Below are 12,483 nucleotides of genomic sequence, written 5' to 3' on the forward strand. Positions count from 1 at the left end.
CTATCGACTACAAGACGCCCTTCCCCGGAATCGGACAAACCCTTGACTCTGCGCGGTCAAAAGCCCGAATTTTCATCAATCAGGCGGTTTTTCCGCCCTTGATCACCTGCTTTACCGGGTTGGTATGGCGGGCATGCTCGCGCTGGAAGGCAACGATGCGCGGTGCGATTTCGCGACGGAAACGCGATCCGTTGAACACGCCGTAGTGCCCGACATCAGGCTGCATGTAGTGCATGCGCATATGCTCGGGGATGTTGGTGCAGATCGTCTGCGCCGCCTTCGTCTGGCCGAGACCCGAAATATCGTCGTTCTCGCCTTCGACCGTCAGCAGCGCGACCTTCTTGATCGCCGTGGTATCGACGCGTCGGCCGCGATGCATCATCTCGCCCTTCGGGAGCGCATGCTGCATGAAAACGACCTGAACGGTTTGCAGATAGAACTCAGCCGTCAGATCCATCACCGCAAGATATTCGTCGTAGAAATCGCGGTGTTTCTCGGCGGCATCGCCATCGTTCTTCACCAGATGGGCGAAGAATTCCTTGTGTGCGATCAGGTGACGGTCGAGGTTCATCGACATGAAGCCCGAGAGCTGCAGGAAGCCGGGATAGACCATGCGCATGAAACCCGGCTGCGGCCACGGCACCGGCATGACGACATTGTCGCGGAACCACTCGATCGGCCGCTCTTCGGCCAGCTTGTTGACGGCGGTCGGGTTGATGCGCGTATCGATCGGCCCGCCCATCAGCGTCATCGAGGCCGGTGACAGCGGATCGCCGGCCGCCTCCATCACCGCGACCGCTGCGAGCACCGGCACGGCCGGCTGACAGACCCCGATGACGTGCGTGTCAGGCCCAAGGAAGTGCAGCATCTGGATGACGTAGTCGATATAGTCGTCGAGATCGAAATTCCCCTCGCTCAAGGGAACCATGCGCGCGTCGATCCAGTCGGTGATGTAGATATCGGAATGCGGAAGCAGGGCTTCGACGGTTCCGCGCAGCAGCGTGGCATAATGGCCCGACATCGGTGCAACGATCAGCACTTTCGGATCGGCAGCCCTACCCTTGGGAACAGCGCGTTCGAAATGGATCAGGTTGCAGAACGGCTCGCGCCAGACGATACGCTCGTGAACCCCGACGGGCTGGCCGTCGATCAGCGTTTCGGGAAGGCCGAATTCCGGCTTGCCATAGCGGCGCGTCGTTCGTTCGAAGACCTCGAGGCCAGCAGCTGTCGCGCGACCGAGATAGGTGTGCGAGATCGGGTTCATCGGATTGCTGAAAGCAAGCCGCATCGCATCCGCCGCCGTCCGCCACGGCGCCATCATGGCATGGTTCAATTCGTAGAGCTGGTAGAACATAGGAAGCGTACCCCTTGGTTCAATCAACGACAACGCCGCTCCCAGTCGGACGCAAGCTTGCGATTGTTTGTCTTGGTGTCCGCAATCGCTGCAAGACTACCATGTTTCTTGTGCACTGCAACAAGTATACCCGTTTCACCTCGATACAAGCGACTTCTGCGAGAATGCCCCCGGATTGCTGATATTTAACAAACGGACTTGCCCGGAGCTGGCGGAAAAGGCGCGTTCTCGTAAGAAATTCGCGTTCTTTTGGCGGGGGCGGAAGCTTTTTCCGAAGCGACCGACGGCGCTCGCGCCTCGGCGCGATCTTCCGCATCGCAGCAGAATCGGGCCGTCACGCCGCCGCAATCCGGACAATTGCCTTGACCAGACCGGATTTCTCGCTCGCCCAGCGCGGCAGATCCTCAACCACCGCATCCATCGTCGTTCGATGGGTAATCAGCGTCTCCACCGGCACCAGCCCTTGCCTGATCGCGCCCGCCACATGATCGAAATCCTCCCGCGTGGCGTTGCGGCTGCCGATCAACGTCATCTCCCGCTTGTGAAATTCTGGATCGGAGAAACGGATCTCGTCCTTGACGACGCTGACGAACACCAACGTTCCCCCATGCGCCACATGGCCGAAGGCGGCCTCCATTGAGCCACCGTGCCCCGTGGCGTCGAACACGACATCGAACCCGTCGCCATCCGTTGCTTCGGCGATACGCTCACCGGACATTGCGTCGGCAACGATGCCGGCGCCGAAACCGAGCCGATCGCTCGCGAACGCCAGCCTTTCGGTACTGGTATCCATGAGGGTCACCGCATGGCCGGCGATGCGCGAAAAGATCGCCGTTCCCAACCCGATCGGCCCGGCGCCGATGACCAGGGCCCTACTGCCGGCCGCGCAAGCCGCGCGGCGCACGGCGTGGGCGCCGATAGCCAGGAACTCCACCGTTGCGGCCGCCTCCGGCATGAGGTCGGATGCCGGATAAAGATTGCCTTCGGGAACGAGGATCTCCTCGCAGAAGGCGCCGTCGGTGTGAACTCCGAGCACCTTGATCGCCGTGCAGCAGTTCGGCTTTCCCCGGCGGCAGGCGACGCAATGACCGCAGGAGAGATAGGGGTTGACCACCACGGGCGTGCCCGGCGCGATCGTGGTTCCCGGTCCGTTGGCAACCACCGTCGCGGAGATCTCGTGTCCCATCACCCGCGGATATTCCAGGAACGGGTGCTTGCCGGCGAAGATGTGATAGTCGGTGCCGCAGATGCCGACATGGCTGACGGCGACACGCACCCAGCCCGCCGACGGGTCCGGCACCGGTGCGCGTTCAACGATCTCCAGGTGACCGGGTTCGGGGCAGAGGACGGCTTTCATGGCATTTTCCGCATGTTGTCAGGGCACGGCACCTAGCGAGCGCCACGCCGCCTGAGCTGGTCAAAATAGACGATCACGATGATGAGGACGCCGGTGATGATGCGCTGCCAGAACGAATTGACGTTGAGCAGGTTGGCGCCGTTGTTGATCGTGGCGAGGATGAAGGCGCCGAGCAGCGGGCCATGCACCGAGCCGACCGCGCCAAAAAGGCTTGTGCCGCCGATGACCGAAGACGCAATCGCCTGCAATTCCCAGCCTTCGGCCTGCGTGGCGTTGCCGATGCCGATGCGCGAGGCGAGCAGCAGGCCGACGAAGGCGGCGCAGGTCGAAGACAGGATATAGGCGAGATAGATGGTGCGATGCACGTTGACGCCGGAGAGGCGCGCCGCCTCGCTGTTGGAGCCGACGGCGAAGAGATAGCGGCCGAAGCGGCTCAGATGCAGGAAGACGTAGGCCGGGATCGCCACCACGATCACCATCCAGAACAGGCTGGGCACGCCGAGAAAATCGGCGCGGGAGAAATTGGTGAAGGCCTCGTTGGTGATCGAGATCGTCGAGCCGTTGGTGATCAAGAGACCGATGCCGCGCAGCGACGTCAACGTTGCGAGCGTGATGATGAACGGCGGCAGACCCATGCGGACGATGCCGAAGGCATGGAAGGCGCCAATCAGGACACCGAAGGCGAGCGTCAGAATGATGGCGATCCAGAGCGGCACGCCGGCGGCAAGCAGCCAGGCGACGATAACGCTGGTGAAGCCGACGACGGCACCGACCGACAGATCGATACCCGCAGTGATGATGACGAAGGTCTGGCCGACGGCCAGGATCGCCGTCATGGCGCCCTGGCGCAACAGATTGCTGATATTGTTGGGCGTCCAGAAGCTGTTAGTGGCAAGCCCCAGGAGCAGCCAGAGGAAGAGCAGGAGCCCGAGAAGCGTCAGGCCGAACAGGATGCTCACGCCTTTCCGCGGCGCCGGGCCCGTTCCGCTGTCGACCGTTTCAGCACTCATCGTCGTTCTCCCTGCTTCCCCTTGATTGTCATTGTCGCGATCAGACACCGATCGCCTGCGTCAGCACTTCCTCGTGGCTTGCCGCGCGATAATCGTGGCTGGCGACCAGCCGCCCCCGCCGAAACACGTGCAGTCGATCGGACAGTTCGTAGACCTCAGGCAGATAGGAGGAGATCAGGATGATCCCTGCTCCGTTCTCCAGAAGCCGGGCGAACAGCCGGTAGATTTCCGCCTTTGTGCCGACATCGACGCCAACCGTCGGCTCGTCGAAGATGAACAGCTTGGCGCCGTGGCTCAGCCACTTGCCGATCACGATCTTCTGCTGATTGCCGCCGGACATCGCCGACGCCAGCACGCGGCGCGACGGCGTCTTGATCTTCAGATCCCGGATCTGCCGATCCGCATTCTCGATTTCCTTCTGACGGTTGATCGTCAGTCCGCGGGTCAGCCGATTGAAGATCGGCAGGTTGATGTTGAGGCCGATCGGCAGGTTGAGGCAGAGGCCCTGGTCGCGCCGGCTTTCTGGCGCCAGCGCAATGCCGAGGTCCATCGCCTTGCGCTCGTTGGCGATATTGACCTTGCGGCCCTGCCAGTAGACCTCGCCTGCGGTCGCCGCATGGCGGCCGTAGAGACCAAGGGCAAACTCGCTTCGTCCAGCACCAATCAGGCCATAGAGGCCGACGATCTCGCCGGCGCGAACGGTCAGCGACACGTCCTCGAAGCCGGGACCACTTAGCCCACGAGTTTCAATGATCGGCTCGCCGACCGCAAAATGTTCCTTGTGATAGATCTGCTCGATCGTGCGGTTGATCATCAGCGTGATCAGTTCGGCGTCGTTGGTCTCACCAATCTTTCGCGTGCCGACATGGGTGCCGTCTCGCAGAACCGAAACGCGATCGGCGAGTTCGAAGACCTCTTCCATGCGGTGGCTGATATAGACGATCGTCACCCCCTCGCCCTGTAGCCGGCGAATGAGCCGGAAGAGCTGGGCGGATTCCTGGCGGGTCAGATAGGCGGTCGGCTCGTCGAAGATCAGAAACTGGGTGCCGCGCATGGCGGCGCGGGCGGTCGCGACCAGCTGCTGCTGGCCAATCGTCAGGCTGCCGAGCGTTGCAGCAGCCGGGAGGTTGAAGCCAAGATCATCAAGGACGCTCTGGGCCGCCTCGGTCATGGCACGCTTGCGCATCAGGCCAGCGTTGTTGATCTCGTCGCCGAGGAACATGTTGGCTGCCACACTCAAATGTGGGCAAAGCACGACCTCCTGATGCACGGCGTTGATGCCGCGCGCGATCGCCTCCTGCGGGTTGTCGAGCTGGACCAGCTTGCCGCACCAGAAGACTTCCCCTGATGTCCGGCGGATGACGCCGGTCAGAAGCTTGATCAGCGTCGACTTGCCGGCGCCGTTTTCGCCGACGATGGCGTGAACTTCTCCGGACAGGAATGTGATGGAGGCGGGTTTCAACGCTTCGACGGCGCCGTATTTCTTTTGCAGCGCGCGCATTTCCAGGATCGGTTCGCCCTTCGGCACCGGATGGCGGGCAGCCGTCCTCAGACCGTCACTCTTGTGTTGGCTGAGCTCATCAAGACCTGGCATCTGCGCACTCCTCCCCATGGGACGGACTGCCACCGGCCGGTCCTCGTATCCGACCGCTGGCACCCGTATTCTCGGCGGCAGCCGAACCCTGCACGACTGCCGCCGATTGCCGTCAATTGACCTTAGGGTTGAGCAGAGCGTCGATCTTCGGCTCAGCCATGTTCGCCTTGGTCACCAGGTTGGCGCCGGTATCGACGTTGGCCTCGACCTTCTCCTTCTTCGAGACCGCGAGCGCCGTCTTCACGCCATCATAGCCCATGCGGTAGGGATCCTGGACGACGAGGCCGGCGAGCACGCCTTCCTTGAGGAAGCCCACGGTCTTCTCGTCGCTGTCGAAGCCGATCACCTTGATCTTGTCGCCGAGCTTGTTTTCGGCGATCGCCTGGCCAACGCCCTGCGCCATGATCAGGTTGGAGGCAAAGACGCCGACAAGGTTCGGATTGGCGGTGATCAGATCGGTCATCATGTTGAGGCCGGTGGTCGCCTGGCCATCGGCATATTTGTCCGCCACGACCTTAAAGCCCGGATACTTCGTCTTGATCTGATCGAGGAAGCCTTCGCGGCGCTGATCGAGCGAACCGACGCCCGGCAGACTGGTGATGATAGCAATATCGCCCTCTTCCTTGCCGGACATTTCCTTGATCGCTGCGGCGAGACCATCGGCCGCGATCCTGCCACCCTGGACGTTGTCGGTCGTCAGGAACGAGGAGAAGGCCTTGGAATCGGCGCCGGAGTCGATGCCGATGATCGGAACCGCCTTGGCGGCTTCGTCGATCGGCTTGCCCAAAGCCTTGAATTCTGTCGGCGAGATCACGACGGCAGCCGGCGCGCCGGCCACGGCGTTTTCGAGAATGCTGATCTGGCCGTTGATATCGGATTCGGACTGCGCGCCGAGTTCGGGAACGTTGACGCCGAGATCCTTGCCGGCCGCGCGTGCGCCGGCCAGAACGATCTGCCAGTAGAAGGACGTAGTGTCCTTGACGATGATCGGAATGGTGACATCCTGCGCGAAGGAAGCGGCCGGCGCCATGGTGGCGATCATCGCCGCTCCTGCCAGGGCTGTGAAGGCGCGACGGGAAAGAATGTGCTTGATTATGCTCATTGGGTTTCTCCTCTCAGTGCACCTCGTTCCATCTTATGGAGATCGATCAGCCAGGTGCTTACAGATCGATCTTTTATCGATAAAAAACATATTGAAACGCTAATACAACACTGTCCGCTTTGCAAGCAGTCGTTGCTGCGATTTGCGTGACTGCACCGTCTCCTCCGATAGTGCGTTTCGCATGTCGAATTCGGGAAGCCTTGCCTGCGAAGACCGCCGACACGGCTCCTGAAGCGTCAGGCCCGGACAGCCTCCAATCCAAGCTCCGGCGCCACAAGCGTGTAGGGCTCAAAGGCCGAGAAATCGTCCGTAGACAATCTGTGCCGCAGCGCGTCCATGTTGCGCCGCAAGCTCTCCGGCTTCGCCGTCCCGAGCAGGACCGAGGCAACCACCGGATTGTCGAGCGGGAATTGCATCGCGGCGGCGGCGAGCGGTACACCCCGCTCGCGGGCGATGCGCTCCATGGCACCGACTTTATCGCGCACTTCGCTGCTCGCCGGCATGTAGTCGAAATGGGCGCCATCGACAGGGCCGGTCGCAAGGATCCCAGAGTTGAACACGCCGCCGACGATGAGCGACGTCTTCTTCTTTTCGCAGAGTGGCAGCAGCTCGGCGACGGCGGACCGATCGAGCAGCGTGTAGCGGCCCGCAAGCAGGATACAGTCGATATCGGCGTGGCGCATTACATCGAGGCAAACCGGGACCTCGTTGACGCCGAGTCCATAGGCCGCGATTACGCCACCGGCCTTTAGTTCCTCCAGCGCCCTCAGGCCCGAATCCAGCAATTGCTTCAGATAGACGGCATTGCGGGCGGCGCCATGGGTGTAGACGCCTATATCGTGGACATAGAGAATATCGATGCGATTGAGACCAAGGCGCGCATAGCTGAATTCCACCGAACGCATGATGGCATCGTAGCTGTAGTCGTACGCAACGTCGAAGTTCAGCGGCTTGACGTAGGAATAATCCGGCACTTCGGCTTCCGGCACCGGATGCAGCAACCGCCCAACTTTGGTCGACAGGACGAAACTGTCGCGCGGCTTGTCGCGCAGGAAGTCGCCGACCCGGCGCTCGGCAAGACCGAGGCCGTAATAGGGCGCAACGTCGAAATAGCGCAAGCGGGCGGCCCAGGCTGCATCCAACGTTGCCATTGCCGCATCGCGCGTGCATTCGCGGTAGAGCCCGCCAAGACCGGCGGCGCCAAAACTGTATTCGGTCACCGCCAGGTCGGTGCGACCGATCTTTCTTGTCTGCATTCCCTTGTCTCCTCCCTCCAAGGATGTGCAAAATCACATCGTCAGAGTGTCGCCCCGAGATGCCAGGGCACGAATTCGTTGTCGCCGTAACCGAAGAGCTCGCTCTTGGTCTTCTTTCCTGAAGCGGTATCGATGATCAGATCGAAGATCTCGCGGCCGAGGCCAGCGATTGTCGCCTCCCCGGAAGCGATCACGCCACAATCGATGTCCATGTCTTCTTCCATCGCCAGGAACAGCGCTGTGTTGCTCGTCAGCTTGATCGACGGTGCCGGCCTGCAGCCGAAACAGCTGCCGCGGCCTGTGGTAAAGGCGATGACATTGGCGCCGCCGGCCACCTGGCCCGTCGCCGACACCGGGTCGTAGCCGGGCGTATCCATGAAGACGAGACCGTGTTCGGTGACGCGCTCGGCATAACCATAGACCGCATTGAGCGGCGAGCGCCCGCCCTTGGCGACAGCGCCCAGCGACTTCTCCAGAATGGTGGTCAAGCCGCCGCGTTTGTTGCCCGGCGAAGGATTGTTGTCGAGCGAGGCTCCGTGCAGCGCCACATAATTCTCCCACCAGGCGATCAGCCCGTCGAGCTTGGCGGCAACCGCATCATTGGCGGCCCGGCTGCGCAGCAGATGTTCGGCGCCGTAGATTTCCGAGGTTTCGGACAGGATGGCGGTGCCGCCGGCAGCCGCCAGGATGTCAACCGCCGCTCCCAGCGCCGGGTTGGCGGTGATGCCGGACAGGCCGTCGGAGCCGCCGCATTGCAGGCCGACGATGATTTCGCTCACAGGAATGGCGACACGGCGTTGGCGGCCGACTTCCGCGGCAATTTCGTCGAGCATGCCCAGCGCCCGCTCGACCGAGCGCCGCGATCCGCCGGCCTCCTGAATATTGAAATGGCGCTTTTCCTGCCCGGCGCCGCTCTGTCCATAGAGCGTCAGTTGGTTCACCTCGCAGCCGAGCCCGACCATCAGCGCCCCGCCAAAGTTGACGTGCCGCGCATAGCCGGCCAGGGTCCTGTGCAGGTTCATCATGCCGTCGCCGGTCGACGACATGCCACAGCCCTGGTCATGCACGATCGGCACGAAGCCGTCGATGCCGTCATATTTCGGCAGGATGCGCCTGTTGGCCTCCTCGGCAATCGCCCGACAGACCGTGGTGGAACAGTTCACGCTGGCAATGATGCCGATGTAATTGCGTGTCGCTGCCCGTCCGTCTCCCCGCCGATAGCCCATGAAGGTGCGCGCCTTGTCGGCGGCGCTCGCCTCTTCCGGCGCGCCTTGCGGGCTGATCGCCAGCCGATCCTGATCGAAGGAGAGGTTGTGGGAATGCACGTGCTCGCCAGCTTTTATGTCGCTGGTCGCGCGCCCGATCGCCTGGGCATATTTCACCACGGACTCACCGGTATGGATCGGCCGGATCGCAACCTTGTGGCCAGGATCGATCTTCGTCGTCGTGAGGACGCCGCCCGGCAGAGCTTCTCCGGGCGCGATTGCCAGCGTCGCCACGACGACATTGTCCTCAGGCGCCAGAAGGATTGAAGACGGCACAGACACCCTGAAATTCTCCGTGAAAATTGCTGCGATTTCGATACGGGGCTATTTGTCTTTTATCCACAATAGACAGATTGCCGTCAATGGGTATTATGCGGCGAGACAAGTGCAGCGGACCGAAGTGTGCTCGCGAGCCAGCGGCCAGATTGGAGAAACGTCATGATTTTCGTGCGAGAGACGAAGACAAGTGCGCTGCGGCAGGCTAGATCGGCGGCCGGCGAAGGCTGATCGCATCAGCGCTCCGTCGCCCGCGCAACCTCAACCGCCCGGACCCTGGCAATGGCAAAACAGAACACTGTCTTCAAGGATGCCTATAACCGCTGCCTGAAAGTGCTGGCGGAAACATCCTCCCTGCCCTCCGAACCGGAGCTGGGACAGGTGCTCGGCGTCAGCCGGACGACGGTGCGAGCCATTCTCGGCCGCTTCGAGGAAGCGAAGCTGATCACCTGGGACAAACGCAAGAAGATCGTGCTGCGCCAACCGCAGCCGGACGATTACTTTCCGACGGAAGAAACCGACTCGCTCGCCGAAATCATCGAGCGCAGCTTCATGCGCCGAATTCTGGCCGGCGGCGCCGAACCTGGCATGCAGATCAACGAACTGGAACTGGCGCGCGAGATCGGCACCGGCACCACCAGCGTTCGTGAATTTCTGATCCGCTTCAGCCGGTTCGGGCTGATCGAGAAGCGACCGAACAGCCACTGGATCCTCAAAGGCTTCACCCGCGAATTTGCGCTTGAGTTGACCGAGGTCCGAGAAATGTTCGAGCTTCGCTCCGCTGCAAGCTTTGTGGCACTGCCGGACAACCATCCGGCCTGGCAGGAGCTGAACAGGATCGAGGCGCTGCACCACGAGATCCTCGCGGACATCGACAACCGCTACAAGGAATTCTCCGAACTCGACGAGCGCTTCCATCTGTTGGTGCACAAATCCTCGAGCAATCGTTTCATCGTGGATTTCTACGACATCATCTCGATCGTGTTCCACTATCACTATCAATGGAACAAGACCAACGCGCGGCAGCGAAACGCACGGGCGCTGGAAGAGCATCTCGCCTACATCGAAGCCCTGCGGTCGCACGATGCCAAACGCGCCGAGGAAGCCTGCAGGCGACATCTGCGTTCGGCGCGCGAGACGCTGCTGCAATCCATTCCATAGCCAGCTACCGGAAAGCCGTGATGAAGACACCGTTTGTGCAGTTTGGGACGAGCCGCTTTCTCCAGGCGCATGCCGATCTCTTCATCAGCGAAGCGCTCGATCGGCAAGCGGCACCCGGATACATCACGGTTGTCCAGACGACGGGTTCGGCCGAGCGAGCGGGACGCCTGGCCGCATTGACACAGCCTGGCGGATATCCGGTGGCGATCCGTGGGCTTGTCGACGGCAAACCGGTGGACAGAATGGAGCAGGTCAAGAGCGTCGCCCGCGCCTTGTCGACCAATGATCATTGGGATGCTGTCTGCAACATCGTCGCAGAAGAGGCAGAGTTCCTGATCTCGAACACCGGCGATACCGGCTACGACATTTCAGGCGACGATCTGTCGGCTCGGGTGCCGCGGTCCTTTCCCGGCAAGCTTCTTCTGCTGTTAAAAGCCCGTTTCGATGCCGGCGGCAAACCGCTCACCGTCCTTCCCTGCGAACTGGTGTCGCGCAATGGCGACGTGCTGAAGGCGATCTTGCTGGAGGTCGCGCTTGAGCGGGTGGGCGACCCTCGCTTCTCGGACTGGCTGCAAAACAAGGTCATCTGGGCCAACACGCTGGTCGACCGCATTGTTTCGGAACCGATCGAGCCGGCCGGTGCCGTGGCCGAGCCTTACGCCTTGTGGGCGATCGAGAAGCAACCCGGGCTGAAGGCGCCGTGCGGACACGCGTGCGTGCTGCTCGTCAACGACCTCGCTCCTTATGAAAAGCTGAAGCTGCATATCCTCAACCTCGGCCATACGGTGCTTGCCGACATCTGGCTCCGTGAGCGGCGCGATCCCGGCGAGACGGTCCGGCAGATTCTCGCCGATGGCAATATCGCCAGAAGGCTCGAGAACATTTACGCGCAGGAAGTGGTGCCCGCCTTTGCCAACAAGGGCCTCGGGCAACAGGCCAGCGACTATGTCGAAACCACACTCGAACGCTTCCGAAACCCGTTCCTCGATCATCGGCTCGCCGACATCGCCAACCATCACTCGGAAAAGATCGTGAGAAGGATTACCGGACTCCGACGCTGGAGCCCGGACGTTTCCATGCCGCTACTAACCACGATCTGCGATCAGTAGCCGGATTCCAGCTTGTTGACCTCAGGGCTTTCTTCGCCGGAAAACTCCTGTCGCAGCACCTGGGTCGCCCTAACCAGCGACGTGACGTCAGTCCCGATCGCCATGAAATCGGCGCCGAGATCGCGGTAATCGCGTGCCTGTGCGAGATCGAGTGTCATGATTCCGCGCGCCTTTCCGGCCTTTTCGATGCGCGCGAAGGCGTCGATGATCGCGGCGCGCACTTCCGGGTGCCCCGGGCTGCCGAGATAGCCCATGTCTGCTGCCAGATCCGATGGACCGATGAACAGGCCATCGACGCCTTCGAGCGCAGCAATCTCGTCGACCGCCGCAAGACCGGCGCGGCTCTCAATTTGCAGGAGAAGGCAGATCTGGTCGTTGGCGGTGTGGAGATAGTCGGTGATCCGGCCGAACTCGGACGCACGCGCCAGTGCCGCGCCGACGCCGCGAATGCCATGCGGCGGGTAGCGGGTCGCACGAACCAGCTCTCTTGCTTGCTCGACGCTTTCGACCATCGGGATCAGCAATGTCTGTACGCCGACATCGAGGGCCTGCTTGATCAGCGCGGTATCGCCGACCGGAAGACGGACGATCGGATGGCTGGCGGACGCCGCAACGGCCCGGAACTGCGCCGAGAGCAGCGGCAGATCGTTGGGCGCGTGCTCGCCGTCGATCAACAGCCAGTCGTAACCGCTGCCGGAGACGACCTCGGCCGCATAGGGGCTCGCCAGTGCGACCCACAGCCCGAGCTGAAAGCGCTGCTCGCGAAGGGCTGCCTTGAAGGGGTTGCTCGGTGCCGGCATCGCTTCATCTCCTCTTTTCACGACTGCAATCTCTGTACCCACAAACAAAAAAACCGGCCAGAACTTTCCGGCCGGTTTCGCGATCTGATTGTATCAGACTGAAAATGCGTCAGGCGATACCACCGAGGCAGACATATTTGATCTCGGTGAATTCCTCGATGCCGTATCTGGAGCCTTCGCGGCCAAGGCCGGAAAGCTT

10 protein-coding genes are annotated in these 12,483 nt (G+C 61.7%); 2 read left to right on the forward strand and 8 right to left on the reverse strand.

Features of this window, described 5'->3' with window-relative positions:
* Positions 1-79: 79 nt before the first annotated feature.
* The 7 genes from phaZ to HT585_RS30870 all read right to left on the reverse strand — a co-directional run bounded on the left by phaZ (position 80) and on the right by HT585_RS30870 (position 9,220).
* A complete protein-coding gene (phaZ, locus tag HT585_RS30840) occupies positions 80-1,354 on the reverse strand; it encodes a polyhydroxyalkanoate depolymerase (protein WP_176356588.1) in 1,275 nt (424 codons plus the stop codon).
* 334 nt (positions 1,355-1,688) lie between these two features.
* Entirely contained in the window at positions 1,689-2,711 is a 1,023-nt protein-coding gene (locus HT585_RS30845; RefSeq protein WP_176356589.1) for a zinc-binding alcohol dehydrogenase family protein, read from the reverse strand.
* A 32-nt stretch (positions 2,712-2,743) separates the two neighbouring features.
* Positions 2,744-3,721 (reverse strand): ABC transporter permease, encoded by a 978-nt coding sequence (locus HT585_RS30850; RefSeq protein ID WP_077505383.1) that lies wholly within the window; start codon positions 3,719-3,721, stop codon positions 2,744-2,746.
* Positions 3,722-3,761: 40 nt separating this feature from the next.
* Entirely contained in the window at positions 3,762-5,315 is a 1,554-nt protein-coding gene (locus HT585_RS30855) for a sugar ABC transporter ATP-binding protein (protein ID WP_176356590.1), read from the reverse strand.
* Between the two features lie 112 nt (positions 5,316-5,427).
* Positions 5,428-6,417 (reverse strand): ABC transporter substrate-binding protein, encoded by a 990-nt coding sequence (locus HT585_RS30860; protein WP_176356591.1) that lies wholly within the window; start codon positions 6,415-6,417, stop codon positions 5,428-5,430.
* Positions 6,418-6,653: 236 nt separating this feature from the next.
* Positions 6,654-7,673 (reverse strand): aldo/keto reductase, encoded by a 1,020-nt coding sequence (locus HT585_RS30865; RefSeq protein ID WP_176356592.1) that lies wholly within the window; start codon positions 7,671-7,673, stop codon positions 6,654-6,656.
* Positions 7,674-7,714: 41 nt separating this feature from the next.
* Complete coding sequence (locus tag HT585_RS30870; protein WP_176356593.1) at positions 7,715-9,220, reverse strand: UxaA family hydrolase; 1,506 nt, start codon at positions 9,218-9,220, stop codon at positions 7,715-7,717.
* Between the two features lie 276 nt (positions 9,221-9,496).
* On the opposite strand from HT585_RS30870, the gene HT585_RS30875 reads away from it, so the two are divergent.
* Complete coding sequence (locus tag HT585_RS30875) at positions 9,497-10,375, forward strand: GntR family transcriptional regulator (RefSeq protein ID WP_176356594.1); 879 nt, start codon at positions 9,497-9,499, stop codon at positions 10,373-10,375.
* 20 nt (positions 10,376-10,395) lie between these two features.
* The gene (locus HT585_RS30880; protein WP_176356595.1) at positions 10,396-11,484 is read left to right on the forward strand and encodes a mannitol dehydrogenase family protein; all 1,089 of its coding nucleotides are present in this window, start codon (positions 10,396-10,398) and stop codon (positions 11,482-11,484) included.
* Here HT585_RS30880 and hpaI read toward each other — a convergent pair.
* Positions 11,478-12,284, reverse strand: coding sequence for a 4-hydroxy-2-oxoheptanedioate aldolase (hpaI, locus tag HT585_RS30885; RefSeq protein ID WP_176356596.1), 807 nt, complete (start codon positions 12,282-12,284; stop codon positions 11,478-11,480). The two genes, HT585_RS30880 and hpaI, sit on opposite strands and share 7 nt — an antisense overlap.
* Positions 12,285-12,483: the final 199 nt, after the last annotated feature.

Source organism: Ensifer oleiphilus (assembly GCF_013371465.1).
GTDB lineage: Bacteria > Pseudomonadota > Alphaproteobacteria > Rhizobiales > Rhizobiaceae > Ensifer > Ensifer oleiphilus.